At 57.8% G+C, this 17,104-nt stretch carries 14 protein-coding genes; 8 read left to right on the forward strand and 6 right to left on the reverse strand.

Annotated features, from left to right (window positions below; all coding sequences use genetic code 11):
- Positions 1–28 precede the first annotated feature (28 nt).
- The 5 genes from JFT91_RS18435 to JFT91_RS18455 all read left to right on the forward strand — a co-directional run bounded on the left by JFT91_RS18435 (position 29) and on the right by JFT91_RS18455 (position 5,267).
- A complete protein-coding gene (locus tag JFT91_RS18435; RefSeq protein WP_201233414.1) occupies positions 29–1,225 on the forward strand; it encodes a thiolase family protein in 1,197 nt (398 codons plus the stop codon).
- 11 nt (positions 1,226–1,236) lie between these two features.
- Complete coding sequence (locus JFT91_RS18440) at positions 1,237–1,677, forward strand: Zn-ribbon domain-containing OB-fold protein (protein WP_201233415.1); 441 nt, start codon at positions 1,237–1,239, stop codon at positions 1,675–1,677.
- A gap of 194 nt (positions 1,678–1,871) precedes the next feature.
- Complete coding sequence (phlD, locus tag JFT91_RS18445) at positions 1,872–2,921, forward strand: phloroglucinol synthase (protein ID WP_201233416.1); 1,050 nt, start codon at positions 1,872–1,874, stop codon at positions 2,919–2,921.
- A gap of 130 nt (positions 2,922–3,051) precedes the next feature.
- The gene (locus tag JFT91_RS18450) at positions 3,052–4,323 is read left to right on the forward strand and encodes an MFS transporter (protein ID WP_201233417.1); all 1,272 of its coding nucleotides are present in this window, start codon (positions 3,052–3,054) and stop codon (positions 4,321–4,323) included.
- A 5-nt stretch (positions 4,324–4,328) separates the two neighbouring features.
- Positions 4,329–5,267 carry a fumarylacetoacetate hydrolase gene (locus JFT91_RS18455; RefSeq protein ID WP_242489315.1) on the forward strand — a complete coding sequence of 313 codons (939 nt, stop codon included), beginning with the start codon at positions 4,329–4,331 and terminating at the stop codon, positions 5,265–5,267.
- A 121-nt stretch (positions 5,268–5,388) separates the two neighbouring features.
- Here the strand turns inward: JFT91_RS18455 and JFT91_RS18460 are convergent, their stop codons facing one another.
- The 6 genes from JFT91_RS18460 to JFT91_RS18485 form a co-directional block, all read right to left on the reverse strand.
- Positions 5,389–7,791: a TonB-dependent receptor gene (locus tag JFT91_RS18460; protein WP_201233418.1), complete on the reverse strand. Its 2,403-nt coding sequence runs from the start codon at positions 7,789–7,791 to the stop codon at positions 5,389–5,391.
- A gap of 67 nt (positions 7,792–7,858) precedes the next feature.
- On the reverse strand, positions 7,859–8,806 hold the full coding sequence (locus tag JFT91_RS18465) for a FecR domain-containing protein (protein WP_201203681.1): 948 nt from the start codon (positions 8,804–8,806) through the stop codon (positions 7,859–7,861).
- Positions 8,806–9,315 carry a sigma-70 family RNA polymerase sigma factor gene (locus JFT91_RS18470; protein WP_201203684.1) on the reverse strand — a complete coding sequence of 170 codons (510 nt, stop codon included), beginning with the start codon at positions 9,313–9,315 and terminating at the stop codon, positions 8,806–8,808. The genes JFT91_RS18465 and JFT91_RS18470 overlap by 1 nt, the downstream gene beginning before the upstream one ends.
- 131 nt (positions 9,316–9,446) lie before the next feature.
- Entirely contained in the window at positions 9,447–10,490 is a 1,044-nt protein-coding gene (locus JFT91_RS18475; RefSeq protein WP_201233419.1) for an alpha-xenorhabdolysin family binary toxin subunit B, read from the reverse strand.
- A 27-nt stretch (positions 10,491–10,517) separates the two neighbouring features.
- Positions 10,518–11,717 carry an alpha-xenorhabdolysin family binary toxin subunit A gene (locus tag JFT91_RS18480; protein ID WP_201233420.1) on the reverse strand — a complete coding sequence of 400 codons (1,200 nt, stop codon included), beginning with the start codon at positions 11,715–11,717 and terminating at the stop codon, positions 10,518–10,520.
- 251 nt (positions 11,718–11,968) lie between these two features.
- The gene (locus JFT91_RS18485; RefSeq protein WP_201233421.1) at positions 11,969–12,874 is read right to left on the reverse strand and encodes a helix-turn-helix domain-containing protein; all 906 of its coding nucleotides are present in this window, start codon (positions 12,872–12,874) and stop codon (positions 11,969–11,971) included.
- 162 nt (positions 12,875–13,036) lie between these two features.
- Here JFT91_RS18485 and JFT91_RS18490 point away from each other — a divergent pair, with 162 nt between their 5' ends.
- From JFT91_RS18490 to JFT91_RS18500, 3 genes are all read left to right on the forward strand, one after another.
- On the forward strand, positions 13,037–14,395 hold the full coding sequence (locus JFT91_RS18490) for a glutamine synthetase family protein (protein ID WP_201225869.1): 1,359 nt from the start codon (positions 13,037–13,039) through the stop codon (positions 14,393–14,395).
- Between the two features lie 149 nt (positions 14,396–14,544).
- Entirely contained in the window at positions 14,545–15,633 is a 1,089-nt protein-coding gene (locus JFT91_RS18495) for a polyamine ABC transporter substrate-binding protein (RefSeq protein ID WP_201233422.1), read from the forward strand.
- Positions 15,630–16,931, forward strand: coding sequence for an NAD(P)/FAD-dependent oxidoreductase (locus JFT91_RS18500; protein ID WP_201233423.1), 1,302 nt, complete (start codon positions 15,630–15,632; stop codon positions 16,929–16,931). The genes JFT91_RS18495 and JFT91_RS18500 overlap by 4 nt, the downstream gene beginning before the upstream one ends.
- Positions 16,932–17,104: the final 173 nt, after the last annotated feature.

Raw genomic sequence — 17,104 nt, forward strand, 5'->3', positions numbered from 1 at the left:
TTCGCCTGTCTACGCAAGGAGCATGTACATGTGCGCACGTCGTGTTGCAATCGTTTCGGCCGCCTATACGCCGAAACCGGGAAGTTCCAGGGTCCGGCAGACGTTCAAGGAAATGATCGTCGAGTCGGCTTATAAAGCTATCAAAGACGCCAGAATGCATCCTCGGGAAATCCAGGGTGTGGCCTACGGTTATCACGGCGAGGGCATTTCGGAATATGGCGGTCTCGGGCCGACCATCTCCGACACTTTGGGCATCAGCCCGGCGCCGACGTTCATGAGCACCGCCAACTGCACCAGCAGTTCCGTGTCGTTCCAGATGGGCCATCAAATGATTGCCTCCGGGGAATACGATATTGTTCTGGTCGGCGGCTTCGAGAAGATGACCGACCACTTCAACTATGCCGAATACATCGGTTCCAGTACCGAATGTGAGTACGACTACTTCCTGGGTATTTCCCACACCGATGCTTTTGCCCTGGCGACGGCGGAATACTTTGAAAAGTTCGGTTATGCCGGACGTGAAGCTGATGTGTTGGCGACCTTTGGCCGGCAGATGCGTATTTATGCGCACAACACCCCGAATGCCACGCGCTTCGGCCATGCGATTCCATCTATCGACACCCTGAAAAACAGCGAAGCCTTTGGCTCGATGCTGGCTTGGGGTGAAGCGAGCGGTTGCGCGATTCTGGTCGCCGAACACCTGGCTCACAAATACACGGACAAACCAGTATTCGTTCGCGGATGTGCCTATACAGGCGTTTCCCATTACTTCGGCACGCGTTTTCACAACCCGACCCTGCATCACCCGGGACTGCCAAAAAATGTCGGCATGGCCGTCTCGGCCAACTCCATCGCTTGCGCTGAAATCGCCTATAAAAAGGCCGGAATCACCGCGAAGGATATCGATGTCGCGCAGGTCTACGACTTGCTCGGCGCGGGTCTGATCCAGATGGAATCGATGGGTGTCTGCAAGCAGGGTCAGGCCGGTGATTTTGTCCTGGAAGGCGGCATCAGTATTGACGGTCCGCTGCCATTGAACACCGACGGCGGCAACATTGGGCGCGGTCACGCGTCCGGTTGTGACGGCATTCTGCACATCACCGAACTGTTCCGGCAGTTGCGCGGTGAATCCGACAACCAGGTCAAGGGCGCGCGCATCGGCGTGTCGCAAAACCTGGGAGGTTATGCCGCCCACAACTCAGTGATCGTTCTTTCCAACGACTAAGGAGCCCGACCATGTCTATGTACCCCGAACAGATTCATCGGATGACCACTGCCAGCATGCTTCGCGAATGGCGAGAACACGGCGGCAAATATCGTCTGGAAGGCAGTCAATGCGAAGACTGCAAGGAAATCTTTTTCCCGCGTCGTACAGTTTGTGGCGCTTGCAATTCCCTCAACGTAAAACCGTACCGCTGCGCCCGCACCGGCAAGATCGAAGTCATGGCTCACGCCGAGAATCCGATCCTTGCCGCCATGGGCTACGGTGAAACAGTGCCTCGCTGCATGGCGATGGTTCGTCTGGACGATGGCTTGGTGATCGCGTCGGAAATCGTTGACATCACTCATCCGGAACAACTGAAAACCGGCGCGCCGGTACGCATGGTCGTACGCAAACATGTGCGCGAAAGCAATCTGGCCTGGCAATACGCCTACAAGTTTGTATTGGACGTATAAATAAAATCGTCGAGCGTTAGTTTCTGACGCTCGACGGTTTTAATATTAAAACAAGAACTGCGTTACTTATAAAAATACCTTACTCGCCAAAAGCTTTTAACCCTTGTTCCTCAGGGGGTAGCAAACTGCCGTTTTTTTAAATCGGGAATTATCCCAAAAACTATTTATTGGCTTTATATGGCCGAGGACTCATCATGTCGACTCTTTGTCTCCCGCACGTAATGTTCCCGAAAAACAAGATCACTCAGCAACAGATGATTGAACATCTGGAGAGCCTGCACGCCGACCATCCGCGCATGGCCGTGGCCAAGCGTATGATCCAGAATACCGAAGTCAACGAACGGCATTTGATCCTGCCGATCGACGAGCTGGCGGTGCACACCGGCTTCACTCACCGCAGCATCGTCTATGAGCGTGAAGCGCGCCAGATGTCTTCCGCCGCTGCCCGCCAAGCCATTGAAAACGCTGGCTTAACGACCAATGACATCCGTATGGTGGTGGTCACCTCGTGCACCGGTTTCATGATGCCATCGCTCACCGCACACCTGATCAACGATCTGGACCTGCCGACGTCTACCGTGCAGTTGCCGATCGCCCAGCTCGGTTGCGTCGCCGGTGCTGCAGCAATTAACCGGGCGAATGATTTCGCCAAACTGGATTCGCGTAATCATGTGTTGATTGTCTCGCTGGAGTTCTCGTCGCTGTGTTATCAGCCTGACGATACCAAGTTGCACGCGTTCATTTCCGCTGCACTGTTTGGCGATGCTGTTTCTGCCTGCGTATTGCGCGCTGATGATCAAGCGTCAGGGTTCAAAATCCGTTCCACCAACTCTTTCTTCCTGCCGAAGAGCGAGCACTACATTAAATACGATGTAAAGGACACCGGCTTCCACTTTACCCTGGACAAAGCCGTCATGAACTCTATTAAAGATGTCGCGCCGATTATGGAGAAACTCAACTACGACACTCTTGAACAGAACTGTGCGCAGAACGACTTCTTCATCTTCCACACTGGCGGCCGCAAGATTCTTGACGAATTGGTCCTGCAACTGGACCTTGCCTCGAACCGGGTTTCGCAGTCGCGCAACAGCCTCGCCGAAGCCGGCAACATTGCCAGCGTTGTGGTTTTCGACGTGCTCAAGCGACAGTTTGAGTCGGGTCTTAACTCCGGCGATGTCGGCATGCTGGCAGCTTTCGGCCCGGGCTTCACCGCCGAAATGGCCGTGGGTGAATGGGTAGCCTGATTCCCACGTTTGCCGGGGCTACGTTTGAGTCTGCAAGAAACCTTGGCGGTCTGTAGGACGCCAAGGTTTCTCGGCCTCTTTCGCAACCCTTCATTGCACCTGATTAATGGTTTCACATGGAGGATGAACGATGATCAGAGACAATTTCGCTACGCCGCCCAAGCGGCACTATGAACAACGGATGGTTTTGCTGCTGTCCTTGAGTTTCGGCCTCGTCGGGCTTGATCGCTTTATCATTCTGCCGCTGTTTCCCGTGATCATGCGTGACTTGCAACTGGATTATCAGGACCTCGGCATGCTGTCGGCAGCACTGGCCTTCGCCTGGGGCTTTTCAGCTCTTGGCGCGGGCTATGTGATTGATCGATTGGGTCGCAAGAACGCACTGGTCCTTTCAATTGCAGTGCTGTCGCTGCTCTCGGGGATGTCGGCTCTGGCCGGAGGACTTTTCGGGCTGGTGGTCATCCGCGGGCTGATGGGTCTCTGCGAAGGCGCGTTCACACCGACCAGTATCATCGTCACCGATGAGGTTTCGCATCCGCAGCGCCGCGGACAGAATCTGGGTTTCCAGCAGGCGTTATTCCCGATTCTAGGACTGTGCCTGGGGCCATTGCTGGCTGCCAGTCTGTTGGAGCTATTCGACTCGTGGCGCATGGTTTTCGCGATTATCTCGTTGCCCGGTCTACTGCTGGCCGGCTATTTGTGGAAAATCTATAGACCGGCGTCCTTGCCGGCACATCAGCAACCCGCTTCAGGCAGGGGGTGGGCAAACTGGTTGAGCGCGTTCAAAAGCGGCAATGTCAGCCTGAACATCCTGATCATGTTTTGCATTCTTACTTGCCAGTTCGTGCTGTGTGCCATGTTGCCCAGTTACCTCACGGACTACATGCACCTTGAAACGCTGTCGATGGCCGTCGTGATATCCGCCCTTGGTGTTGGTGGTTTTATCGGTCAGTTGATCATTCCGGCGATGTCGGACCGACTGGGACGCAAACCGGTGGTCATTGTTTCCTTCATGACCAGCGCAACGTTGGTGGGGCTGTTGATCATCAGCCCGGCCATTACCGGGTTGTTATTTCTGCTGCTGTTCCTTTTGTCTTTTTTCAACTTCAGCCTGATCTGCATGACCGTCGGGCCGTTGACCAGCGAGTCGGTGCCACCTGCACTGCTTCCCACTGCCACCGGCATTGTCGTCGGCTTCGGCGAGATCCTTGGCGGTGGCGTTTCACCCGCCGTCGCCGGATACGCCGCGATGCATTTCGGCCTGCCATCGATTTTGTACGTCGCACTGGCCGGGAGCGTCGGCGGCCTGCTGTTGTCGCTGGGTCTGCGCGACAATCTGCAACCCCTCCCTGCCCTGTCAGCCGCGAACGCATTGCCGATCAGCCTACCCCTCAAGGATTAGAGATCATGGGATATTATTTGATGTTGCTCGACCTTTGCCAGCATGAACACCGAGGCATCGGTGTGTTCGACTTCCAGACAGGCCAGAGCCTGCGCATGTTTCCCGAGCAGGGCGGGCTGTATGAAACATTGCAGTATTGCAGTCGCTGGCATCGCGGCTGGGCCGAGCATCTCAAGCATCTGCCCGCCAGTGACAGCACCCAGGACATCGACCTGCAGCCACCACTCAAACCCGGCAATAATTTGCTCGCCCAGGTCAGCACGGTCAACCTGACGATGTCGACAAAGCAGGCGTGGAGTTACAAAGGCAACGGCAGTCTGCTGAAGACACAAGGCGAGGCGCTCAACATCCCTTATCAGGCGCTGAGCATTGCCAGTGAACCGGGAATCGTCTGCATTTATATGGTCGACTCCTTCGGCAAACTGCACTTTGTCGGATTCACCATCGGTAACGAAGTGCACGATCCACTGCTCGGCAACCTCGACTCGCCGGACGCCAACCAGGCGTGTCTTCGCGAATGCGCACTGGCTCCGGCAATGATTCTTGGAGAGTTGCAGTGTCGATTGTCGATCAACGCTCGTATCGAGCGTCAGGACAGGCAAATCTCCTATCGCGAGTACGATATCGATCTGAAGGAATGGCACTCACTGCGCAAATACACCCAGGCATTCCTCGAACAGCACGAACAGTTCCTGCAGCCAGGCATGGTCCACTACGCGTTTCATGGCCTGGGCCATCCTGACAGCGAACCCCCGCTGCAACACGGTGACTGGCTCGATCTCGATTGCCCGGAACTGGAGTTGGGCCTGAGCAATCGCATCGTCGAAGAAGAGTTGTTGCATCTGTGCCCGCTTGATAAACGCACGCTTGGAGCGGGTCTGCCCCCGCGGGCGACGCGACTGCATCAGCGCTGCAACGACCCGAACTTGCTCAAGCGCAAATAACGCTGATAGATCGCTATCGGGCGCCAGTTCACCGGCCTCGATCGCGGTTTGCAGGCGCGCCTCCAAGTCATCAGGGTCGTTGAGCAAATATCGCGCAATTGACGATATTCGCCACTCGGCTCTAAAAATCCACAGTCGCCGACAACAGATAAGTTCTCGGTGTCGACAGGGTCAACCCCGGTTCACTGTCATCCGAGGCCCCCGCCGAACTCCAATAACGTTTATCCAGTATGTTCTCGATATTGGCGCGCAAGGTGACGGTTTTCTGATCGACTTTGAACGCGTAACGCGTGCCCACATCGAAGCGCTCCCACGAGTCGATCTCCTTCTCGTTGGACTGATCCAGATACTGCGAGCTGGAATAAATCCCGCGCCCGGTCAGCGTCAGTCCCTGCACAGTCGGCACGTCCCACTCGGCGCCCAGATTGACGTTGTACTTCGGGGTCGCCGGCGCGCGATTGCCGTCGAAGGTGCCGTTGGTGGTTTTGGTCAGTTCGCTGTCGATGAACATCACACCGCCCAACAGCCTGAAGCCTTTCAGCGGCTCGCCGAACACGCTCAGTTCTACACCGTCGTTCTGGCGCTTGCCGTTGGGGCCGAAGACGCGTGTTGTGGCATTGGTTTCGTAGGCGGGTTGTTTGATCCGGAATACTGCTGCGGTCAACGCGTAAGAACCGGCGTCGTACTTGGCGCCGACTTCAACCTGGCGACTGATGAACGGCGGGAAGATTTCGTCCTCGTTGATCGAGGTCGATGGGGCGATCTTGCCTTGGCTGAGACCTTCCATGTAGTTGGCGTACAGCGACAGTTTGTCGGTCGCCTTGAACAGGATGCCGCCCGAGGGCGAGACTTTTTCCTCGTCGTAGGCCGTGTCGCCTTTGACGTCATCGCTCCAGTCATCGACTTTCACCCGTTGCCAGCGGGCGCCCAGCGTCAGTAGCAGTCGATCATCGAAGAATCCCAGCGTGTCGGATAACGCCACCCCACTGAAGCGATTCTCGGTGTAGACCTTGGCGTCATTGCGCGTTGGCGTACCGGGTTTTGCCGTTTCTACCGGCTCATACAGATTGCTGCGACCCGCCGCATAACGCGCGCCACCGTTCTCGAAATCCATATAGAAATAGTTGGCCGCCAGATTGACTTCATGGCTCACCGGCCCGGTGTGGAACCAGTTGCGCACACCCGCCGTGGCCGTGCGCACATTCTCGTCGCGGGTGAAATCGCGCGGCAGAACGCTGAAATCACCGGCGTCGTTGGTCACGGAAACGGCGTGGCGCAAGAAGTCATGATTACTTTTGCGCGCACCGACGCCGCCGTACAGCATCACCGATTCATTGACGTCGAACTCAGCGTTGAGCGTGCCGAAGGTGTCCTCGGTTTTCGCCTGGCTCCACGGTTGCGCGTAGTTGCGATGCACATTGTTCGCGCTTGGAACCTTGGCATTGGCCGCAACCTGCACGCGTTCCTGCGGCGCATCGGTGTCGCGTTCGGTGTGGCCGATATCGGTCGAAAGGCGCAAGCGTTCACCGCGAAAATCCAGGCCGAGCACGGCCATGTCGCGGTCGACGCTCTGATGGTCCCACTCCGTGTCACCGGACTGTTTAACCCCGTTGAAGCGCAATCCAAACTGGTTGTCTTCGCCAAAACGGCGACCGACATCCACGGCGCCACCGACCTGATTGTTGGAGGCGTAATTGGCGGTCAATGAGGTGATCGGCTGGTCGCTGGCGCGCTTGGGCACCACGTTGATCCCGCCCCCTACACTGCCCCGCGGGGAAATGCCGTTGATCAGTTGGCTCGGGCCTTTGAGGATGTCGACCCGATCGGCCATTTCCATGTCGATCGTGTAGGTCGGCAACACGCCGTAGAGCCCGTTATAAGACACATCACTGTTGAACAGACTGAAACCACGGATGGTGAACTGCTCATAGCGGCCGCCCGCCGGGTTGGTCGCGCGCACTGACGGGTCGCTGCCGATCAGATCACCCAGGGTGCGCGCCTGCTGGTTCTTCACCGCTTCGCTGGTGTAAGTGGTCATGCTGAACGGGGTTTCCATGAAGTCCCTGGCGCCCAGCAAACCCTGTGAGCCACGGCGCGCCACCTGACCACCGGCAAACACATCAGCCTCCGTTGTGCCGGTCGCACCTAGAATCGAAGTCGGCGCCAATTGCAGGCTGCTGCCCTCGGCGGCAGGAATCAGCGTGTAAGCATGATCGCCCAGCGCTTGCAGTTGTAGACCGGAGCCCAGCAACAAGCGGCTGAACCCCTCCTCCACGGCGAACTCACCGGACAATCCGTTGCTGTTGCGGCCACTCACCAGCGCCGGATCCACCGACAGATTGACCCCGGCCAACCCGGCAAAACGCGTCAGCGCGGCACTCAAACTGCCGGCGGGCACCTGATAACTGCGCCGGGCGGCGTCATCGGCCCAACTGGATTGAATCAACACAGGGCTGGCACTCAGGCTCAGCACGAAGCTCAACTGCAACAACGGACGCAAACGACCTGGAAATACTGCGGGCATTGGAAGAAGCTCTCGATTTTGTTCACTTGCCTGGAATGACCAGCGAGGCGAAAAAAAGGGACAGGCTTCAGACGATATTTTTTCGCGGCGTCAGCGTGACCCAGAAACGCGTGCGCGAATGCACCTCCAGCGGCAGGCTCGCGGCGAGCAGCGCCAGCACTTTATCGGTGTTGTCGAGACGGAAACTGCCGGTGATACGCAGACTTTCCAGGGCCGGCTCCCAACGCAAAAGCCCTGAGCGATAACGGCTCAACTCGCGCAAGAAGTCGCCCAGTGGCTGGTTTTGCGCCATCAATACGCCTTCGCGCCAGCCGGGCATTTTTGCGTCGAACGCCGAGACCGGGCCGGCACCGGACGCTTGCAGATTGATCTGCTGCCCGGCCTGCAACAGCAACGCCGGCCCGTGCAACGGTTGCAACTGCACCGAACCACTGACCACCGCAACATTGCACTCACGCTCATTGAGGCGCACACAGACTTCGCTGCGACTGAGCATGATCCGGCCGTAAGGCGCATTGATCGTCAATGCTGCGCCGCCGAGCACATTGAGCGCCATTTCACCGCGCACCAGCGTCAATTGGCGGCTGGCCAGATCGACGTTCACCGCGCTCGCGGTATTGAGTTGCAGGATGCTGCCGTCTGCCAACAGTGTCTGTTTGTGTTCGCCGGTGTCGGTCTGCAAATCGGCGCGCCACACGTCGAGCGGCAACTGGCGACTGATCAACCACGCCGTCGGCACCAGCGCCGCCAGACCCAGTGCTCGCTTCAGTGCCGCACGCCGCGCCAGATCAGGGCGATCCAGCGTGGCCATGGCCAATTCTGCCGACAGGCTGGAAAAGCGCTGGCGCAGCGATTGGATCTTCTGCCAAGCGTTTTCATGGCGGCTATCGCTGTCTCGCCAATTCTTCAGCTGCACGTGATCGGCTTCACTGGCCTCGCCGGATTCGAGCAACGCTAACCACTGCGCGGCGGCACGCGCCACTTCCCGCGCCTCGGTGCCGGGCGCCACGCGCATCATAGATCCAACATCAAGCAATGCTCGTAAGCCATTGCCATATAACGTTTTACGGTGCGCTCCGAGACCTGTAGACGCTCGGCGATTTCACGGTAACCGAGGCCTTCGAGCTGACTCCAGAGAAAGGCGCGACGCACCGCTCGCGGCAAACCGTCGAGCAATTCGTCCAGCGCTTGCAGGGTTTCCAGCAGCACCCAACGTTGCTCGGGCGAAGGCACGCATTCTTCGGGCAATTGCGCGAGGGCTTCGAGATAGGCTTTTTCCAGGCTGCGGCGGGTATAGAAATTGCTCAGCAGACGTTTGCCGACGGTGAGCAAATACGCGCGCGGCTCGCGCATGTCGGCGATCGGTTGGGCACTGCACAATACGCGTAGAAAGGTGTCCTGACTGAGATCAGCTGCATCCCACGCATTGCCCATGCGCCGCCGCAGCCAGGTTTCCAGCCAGCCACGATGATCGCGATACAGTTCGTGCAGGTGCTGCGGCGATGGCGTCGCTGCGTCAGTCATCTAAAGAGGCCCTGGGCGAAGTCGGTTTCAAATGAGACTGATTCTAATTAACTTAAACCTCGACACAAAGGTCTTTCTCGTGCACAGGCAAGACAGGCGCGGCCAACCGCAAGATCAGTCGCGCCCTCCTCTCAACTGATCATCAGTGCGTTGTAGTCCGCGCTCAGCGACTCGAGGTGAGCCTGATAACGGCCCAGCAGCGAGGTCAGATCGCTTTGCACGTAATCAGTGCCGTGGAGTCGTTCAAGCGCCATCGCAAAGCCTTTCCAGACATTGGCAACCGCCATGATCTCCTCCCCCGCGACCCTGCGCAGACGACTGACGTCGACCACCGCTTGCGCGTCCGCCAAGACATCTTCGGCCATTTGCAGGTCGTCGTTCAGCCCGTCCATCAACTGCGCGATGCTCTCGATTTCCTTGTCCAGATTGTTCCGCGAGGTCGCCAGTTCGCTGTACTTGATGCCTTCGGAGACGACACCCAGCACTTTGCGAACCAGTTCAATACCCTGCTTGACCGCCTCCTTTTTCGGATTCTCCATGTCGATGTCGTCCAGCGCTTTGCCGCTGGGAATGTAGTTCTTGTACATGTCGGCCAGATTGAACTCGCGGATCACATCCTGCGCCTTGACCAGAACGTCACGCTGCTCCTGACACTTCGCCTTGTTGGCGCAGTGCTCGCTCAGTTGCGCCAGAATTCGCGCCTTGCGCAGCTTGGCCATGTTCAATGGCTCATCCGCGCGCCCGTCGATTTCGACCTTGTAGACACTGCACACGTCGCGTTCCAGGTGCTGCGCACAATCAATGAAGCGCGCCTCAACCCGCGCCAGCATTGCCTCGACGTTGCCCTTGATATTGCCGATTTCAGCGCTGACCATCTCGCGGTCTTCCGTGCTCAGATCGTTGCGGCCCAAGGCTTCACGCAACTCCAGCAACGCTGCGAAGTAGCTGTCCCCCGATGCAGCGCTCAACGCGGTGAGCAAGACCGGGAAGGACTCGCGCAGGGTTTGATCGGTGTTGTTCAGGTAAGCGCTGACGTTCTGTGCTCTTTCTTGCAGGACGTCGTCGTGTTCATTGCGAAATCGCGCCAGCCGCGAAATATCGCGAATGGTCTGGACGATTTTTTTAACGTCGAATGCCGGGATGTGTTGGGTATTGATAGATGTCACGCCGTTCATGGCAAATCTCCTTGAGTCAGTCGGCAATCAATGAAAGCTCTTTTTGTATTCGTCCAGGGCGTCATTGAACGTGGCCACCAATTCACCCGCCGTGTTTTTCACGTCACGCCATGGATCGATCACCAGCGCGAACTCGGCGACAAAAGACGTCAGGCGCAAGGCATCGTCGATGCGCTCGAATTGCTGCGCCGACGCATCGACCTTGCTCAGAATGGTTTGCCACATGGTGTTGAGGATGTTCAGTGCCGCTTCGGCGCCGGCCATGCGGATGCCGATGTCACCGAAATTCGACATTGAGCTTTCGATGGCGCTTTGCAGGTTTTCCTTGCCGCTGACCGACGCTTCCAGCGCATCGACCTCGGTCTTCAGCGCGTTGCGTTCCTTGCGTGCGGTCTCGGCTTTCGGGCCGAAGATCGAGCCGGAAATCGGCCAGAAAATCGGCAATCCACCGGAAAAAGACATTCCCACGTAGTAGTCGTAATCCTTGTCCAGCTGGATGATCCGGGCTTTTTTGTCCTTGATGGTTTGCTTGCTGCTGGCGATCGACTCCACCAGGTTATTGCGCTCCATCAGGTCATATTTGCCCTTCACTTCCGACTGCAAACCGAATACACGCTTGCCGCTCGACAGGTCGCCACCGGCGAGTTCTATCTTGAAGTTGGATATCCGCTCCTTGAGCTCTTTGGTCGCACCCTGCTGACGCTGAATATCGACGCGCATCAGCTTGATGATGTCGGCCACCGCCGAAGCCACTTCGCCATCGTCACTGGTGTATCTGATACCGGCCAGGTCATTGCCGGACATCTGCCCAAGCGTGGTTCTGACGCGGTCCATGATCGGCATTTCCTTGATCACGGAAATGATTTCACCGCCGCTGCTGACGATGTTTTTGGCGGCGGAGGCGAGATCGATGCTTTGCTGGATGATCTTACTTTCCACGGCATCCCAACTGGCGGCGTGGATGCGGATTTTCTTGAACAGCACCTGAATATCGGCAGGTTCAAGGCCGGCGACGTCGATCTTCTTGTACTTGAGATACGACTCGACTTCCGCCAACTCGCCCGGCAGCGACAGGCCTTTCTTCACGTACTGCTTGATCTTGATCACGTCTTCTTTGGTCAGGATCCCGGCGTCGCGTGCCACGCCTGGGTATTGACCGGAAATAAGATGTAGGACTGCCTGCGGGAGATTATTGCTGCTTTCTGTATCGCTCAATGGAACAGCCATCGGATAACCTCGGTTCATGAAAGACGACGCACCATTGCGTCGGCCAGCAGAACGCTAGATGACGTTTTTGCATGGCTCCAAGGAATCAATCGACTTTATGAGTGTGCGGCAAGCTATTGATTTAAAAAGAATCGTGACGCAGAGATGGTTGCCTTGGAAACATCGAGCTACATCTACCGGAGATGTCCTACACCGAGGGATTACAAACAAAGCGCACAGTCGAAACAAAAACGCTCGATACGTCGAGCGTTTTATTTATGCGTACGTTTAAGCGTCTCGCTCGGCAACTCCTTGAACAACGCCCGATAACTGCTTGAAAAACGCCCCAAATGCCAGAACGACCACTGCATCGCCACTTCCGCCACCGTGGTTTCCGTGGGCCGGCACTTGAGCAATTCACGGTGCGCGCTGTTCAGGCGGCGCAGGCGCAACCAGTGGCTGGGTGTCATCCCGGTGTACGCCTTGAACGCTTGTTGCAGTTGGCGCAACGACACGCCGGCGACGTTGGAAAGCTCCAGGAGATTGACCGTGTCTTCCGGCGAATCAGCGGCCCATTCACCGACGCGTTTCATGATGGTTCGCTCTTCAGTGCGCCGCTGCAATCCTCCACCGTCCAGACACACCCGCGCATTGTCGAGGATGAACAGACAGTCCTCCAACAACTGACTTGCAAGAGCGTCTTTATCAAGCGGATCAATAGCTTGCGACAACTTCGTGAGAGTCGAGCTTAACCAGCGACTGAACAAGGCGTTCTGCCCGCAGTTGAGCTGGGTCATGAACAAGCCTTCGAGTTTCGCCACATCCAGACCGTGTTGGCGGACAAATTCCGGGCCGAAGACCACGGCGATTTCCTGGTAATTCTCCGGGGTGATCCAGATGTTGCGGCTCTCTTCATTGAGCAGGTACAGCGCGTTATCGCTGCGATCAAAACAGAACGCCAGCGCACCGGACGGCGCACTGAAATTCTGCTCGACCCGAGTGTTCATCTGCTCTTCATAGACCTCGACACCTTGCAAATCCAGATAGCGGATCTGCCCGGCGAAATGGCCTGGCGACATCTGTTGGTAATGCTGGACCCAGCCCGGTGTGGCACGGACCTGCTCGGCCACATCGGCGGTGTTGAATGCTTGAACCTGGAGCGGATTGCACGTTGTCATGGGGTGACCTTGCGCACTCTTTTGGTGCGCTTTGGTGCTGCTTAAAGTGGATAGATGGAACTGCAAGGCTCGCCCAAGATAGTCGTCAACGCGCCACAGGGGAAGGGGCGGAAGATGAAACCCGCCCTCCCCGGCGTCTATAAAACCAATAACGAGGTCTTTATGAATGCCCCTTTCGATCAGCTGTTCACGTGGCTGAAAGATCACAAGATTACCGAAGTTGAATGTGTGGTCAGCGACCTGACCGGCATTGCCCGCGGCAAGATCGCACCGACCAACAAGTTCCTGCATGAGCGAGGCATGCGCCTGCCGGAAAGTGTGCTGCTGCAAACGGTAACCGGGGATTTTGTCGACGACGACATCTACTACGACCTGCTCGACCCGGCCGACATCGACATGGTCTGCAAGCCAGTGGCTGACGCGGTCTACGTGATTCCATGGGCCATCGAGCCGACCGCCATCGTCATCCACGACACCTTCGACAAGTTCGGCAACCCGATCGAACTGTCGCCGCGCAACGTGCTGAAGAAAGTCTTGCAGCTGTACACCGACAAAGGCTGGAAGCCCATTGTTGCGCCGGAAATGGAGTTCTACCTGACTCAACGCTGCGAAGACCCGGACTTGCCGCTCAAGGCACCACTGGGCCGTTCGGGCCGCGCCGAAAGTGGCCGACAGTCGTTCTCCATCGACGCCGCCAACGAATTCGATCCGCTGTTCGAAGACGTCTACGACTGGTGCGAACTGCAAGGTCTGGATCTCGACACCTTGATCCACGAAGACGGCCCGGCGCAGATGGAAATCAACTTCCGGCACGGCGATGCGCTGGATCTGGCCGACCAGATCACGGTGTTCAAACGCACGATGCGCGAGGCCGCGCTCAAGCACAACGTCGCCGCGACGTTCATGGCCAAGCCGATTGGCGACGAGCCGGGCAGCGCCATGCACATCCACCAGAGTGTGGTGGAAATCGCCACCGGCAAACCGATCTTTGCCAACGCCGACGGGCAGATGAGCGAGCTGTTCCTGCACTACATTGGCGGCCTGCAGAAGTACATCCCGAAAGTGCTGCCGATGTTCGCACCCAACGTCAACTCGTTCCGCCGCTTCCTGCCGGACACCTCGGCGCCGGTCAACGTCGAATGGGGCGAAGAGAACCGCACCGTCGGCCTGCGTGTGCCGACCTCGAGCCCGGAAGCCATGCGTGTCGAGAACCGCTTGCCGGGCGCCGATGCCAACCCGTACCTGGCCATCGCTGCGAGCCTGCTCTGCGGCTACATCGGCATGGTCGAAAAGATCGAGCCGAGTGCCGGGGTCGAGGGCCGTGCCTACGAACGCCGCAACCTGCGCTTGCCAATCACCATCGAAGAAGCGCTGACGCAAATGGAAGAGTGCGAAACCGTCGCGCAGTACCTGGGCGACAAGTTTGTGCGTGGCTACGTCGCGGTGAAACGCGCCGAGCATGAAAACTTCAAGCGCGTGATCAGCTCGTGGGAGCGTGAATTCCTGATGCTGAGCGTCTAAGACCTTCGTTGTCAGTACCACCGCTATCGCGAGCAGGCTCACTCCTACATTTGGAAAGCGCTCACCTGTAGGAGTGAGCCTGCTCGCGATGGCGGCAGCTTAAACACTAGCGAACCACCTGAAAAATCCAAAAAATTAGAGGTGTCGAAATGCGTCTGTTGAAATCCGTACTCCCGGTCGCCCTGAGCGTTGTGTTCAGCGCCGTAGCCCACGCCCAACCCCAGGTCAGCGTCTACAACTGGACCGACTACATCGGCGAAACCACCCTCGCCGACTTCCAGGCCAAAACCGGGATCAAGGTGATCTACGACGTTTTCGACTCCAACGAAACCCTGGAAGGCAAACTCCTCGCCGGCCGCACCGGTTATGACGTGGTCGTGCCGTCCAACCACTTTCTCGCCCGTCAGGTGAAAGCCGGCGCGTTCCTTAAACTGGATCGCGAGCAACTGCCGAACTTCAAGAACCTCGATCCGAAGCTGCTCGAACTTCTGGAGAAAAACGATCCGGGCAACGCGCACTCGGTACCGTACCTGTGGGGCACTAACGGCATCGGCTACAACGTCGACAAGGTCAAGCAAGTGCTGGGCATTGATCACATCGATTCCTGGGCCGTGTTGTTCGAGCCTGAGAATCTGAAAAAGCTCAGCCAGTGCGGCGTGTCGATGATGGACTCCGCCGACGAAGTGTTCCCTGCCGTGCTCAACTACATGGGCATGGACCCGCGCAGCGAAAACCCGGAAGACTTCAAGAAGGCCGAAGCCAAGCTGCTGAGCATCCGCCCGTACATCACCTATTTCCATTCCTCGAAATACGTGTCGGACCTCGCCAACGGCGACATCTGCGTGGCCTTCGGGTATTCCGGTGACGTGTTCCAGGCCGCCAACCGCGCCAAGGAAGCCAAGAACGGCGTGAACATCGCCTACGCCATTCCGAAAGAAGGCGCCAACCTGTGGTTTGACCTGTTGGCCATCCCGGCCGACGCCAGCAACACCAAAGAAGCCCACGCCTTCATCAATTACCTGCTCGATCCACAAGTGATCGCCAAGGTCAGCGCGTCGGTCGGTTACGCCAACCCGAACCCGGCCGCCAAGCAGTACATGGATCAGGCACTGGTCAACAACCCTGAGGTTTATCCACCTCAAGCAGTTCTCGACAAGCTCTACATTTCCACCACCCCGCCCCAAGCGATCATGCGTCTGATGACCCGGTCGTGGAGCAAAGTGAAGTCGAACAAATGAATCAGCACACCCAAGAACACGCCCGCTCCTACTACGCTGCTTCGGCGCGGGCGACCACTCCCTATCCAGTGCTGGACGGTGACCTCAGCGCCGATGTCTGCGTGATCGGCGGCGGGTTCACCGGGGTCAACACCGCTATCGAACTGGCACAACGCGGGCTCTCGGTGATCCTCATCGAGGCGCGCCGGATCGGCTGGGGAGCCAGCGGTCGCAATGGCGGGCAATTGATTCGTGGCATTGGCCATGATGTCGACGGCTTCGCCAAGTATGTCGGGCAGGAAGGCGTGCGCTATTTGCAGCGCGCTGGCATCGATTCCGTCGAGCTGGTGCGCCAGCGCATCGGCGACAACGGCATCGAGTGCGACCTGCGTTGGGGGTTCTGCGACCTGGCCAACACCACAGCGCAGTTCGATGCGTTCAAGGATGAATTGGTCGATCTCGCCGAACTCGGTTATGCCCACGAAACCCGACTGATCGGCCCGCAGCATATCCGCCAGCAAGTGGTCAACTCCGAGATCTATGCCGGCGGGCTGGTGGACATGGGCTCGGGTCATTTGCATCCGCTGGATCTGGTGCAAGGCGAGGCGCGACTGGCGGCATCCCTCGGCGTACGGATTTTCGAACAGAGCCAAGTGCTGGAGATCATCCACGGCGCGACGGTGCAGGTGCGTTGCGCCCGTGGCACGGTGCGCGCCGGCAGCCTGGTACTCGGCTGCAATGCGCATCTGGATGAACTCGAACAACGACTCAGCGGCAAAGTGCTGCCCGCCGGCAGTTACATCATCGCCACCGAGCCGTTGTCCGAGGAGCGTGCCGCGCAACTGATCCCCAACAATCTGGCGGTGTGCGACCAGAAAGTCGGCCTCGATTACTACCGGCTCTCGGCCGATCGGCGTTTGTTGTTCGGCGGTGCCTGCCATTATTCCGGGCGCGATCCTGCGGATATCGCTGCTTATATGCGCCCGAAGATGCTCAAGGTGTTCCCGCAACTGGCCGACGTGCGCATCGATTATCAGTGGGGCGGCAAGATCGGCATCACCGCCAACCGTTTTCCGCAGGTCGGCCGGCTCAAGCAACACCCGAACGTGTTCTATGCCCAGGGCTATTCCGGGCACGGCCTGAACGTCACCCATTGGTGCGCGAAACTGCTCGGCGAGGCGCTTCATGCCGGCCACAGCCAAGGCCTGGACGTGTTCAGTGGTGTGCCGCACATGACCTTTCCCGGCGGCCCTGCCCTGCGTTCGCCACTGCTGGCACTGGGCATGTTCTGGTATCGCCTGCGCGAACTCCTCGGCTGATCCCGGATCACCCGGGCCCTGTTGGAGCTGCCGCAGGCTGCGATCTCTTGATCTTTAAAAACAACATCAAAAGATCGCAGCCTGCGGCAGCGCCTACCGGTTCGGCTTTGGCATTCCCTACTTATTTGCTCTATCGCCAAGCACTTCTATATTGATGAAGTGCTTTTGCGTTC

The sequence above is a fragment of the Pseudomonas sp. TH08 genome (assembly GCF_016651275.1).
Lineage (GTDB): Bacteria > Pseudomonadota > Gammaproteobacteria > Pseudomonadales > Pseudomonadaceae > Aquipseudomonas.

Excerpts from the sequence above, each read along its gene's own strand:
- JFT91_RS18435 (WP_201233414.1), top strand. The coding sequence starts at position 29 with ATGTGCGCACGTCGTGTTGCAATCGTTTCGGCCGCCTATACGCCGAAA.
- JFT91_RS18440 (WP_201233415.1), top strand. The coding sequence starts at position 1,237 with ATGTCTATGTACCCCGAACAGATTCATCGGATGACCACTGCCAGCATG.
- phlD (WP_201233416.1), top strand. The coding sequence starts at position 1,872 with ATGTCGACTCTTTGTCTCCCGCACGTAATGTTCCCGAAAAACAAGATC.
- JFT91_RS18450 (WP_201233417.1), top strand. The coding sequence starts at position 3,052 with ATGATCAGAGACAATTTCGCTACGCCGCCCAAGCGGCACTATGAACAA.
- JFT91_RS18455 (WP_242489315.1), top strand. The coding sequence starts at position 4,329 with ATGGGATATTATTTGATGTTGCTCGACCTTTGCCAGCATGAACACCGA.
- JFT91_RS18460 (WP_201233418.1), bottom strand. The coding sequence starts at position 7,791 with ATGCCCGCAGTATTTCCAGGTCGTTTGCGTCCGTTGTTGCAGTTGAGC.
- JFT91_RS18465 (WP_201203681.1), bottom strand. The coding sequence starts at position 8,806 with ATGCGCGTGGCGCCCGGCACCGAGGCGCGGGAAGTGGCGCGTGCCGCC.
- JFT91_RS18470 (WP_201203684.1), bottom strand. The coding sequence starts at position 9,315 with ATGACTGACGCAGCGACGCCATCGCCGCAGCACCTGCACGAACTGTAT.
- JFT91_RS18475 (WP_201233419.1), bottom strand. The coding sequence starts at position 10,490 with ATGAACGGCGTGACATCTATCAATACCCAACACATCCCGGCATTCGAC.
- JFT91_RS18480 (WP_201233420.1), bottom strand. The coding sequence starts at position 11,717 with ATGGCTGTTCCATTGAGCGATACAGAAAGCAGCAATAATCTCCCGCAG.
- JFT91_RS18485 (WP_201233421.1), bottom strand. The coding sequence starts at position 12,874 with ATGACAACGTGCAATCCGCTCCAGGTTCAAGCATTCAACACCGCCGAT.
- JFT91_RS18490 (WP_201225869.1), top strand. The coding sequence starts at position 13,037 with ATGAATGCCCCTTTCGATCAGCTGTTCACGTGGCTGAAAGATCACAAG.
- JFT91_RS18495 (WP_201233422.1), top strand. The coding sequence starts at position 14,545 with ATGCGTCTGTTGAAATCCGTACTCCCGGTCGCCCTGAGCGTTGTGTTC.
- JFT91_RS18500 (WP_201233423.1), top strand. The coding sequence starts at position 15,630 with ATGAATCAGCACACCCAAGAACACGCCCGCTCCTACTACGCTGCTTCG.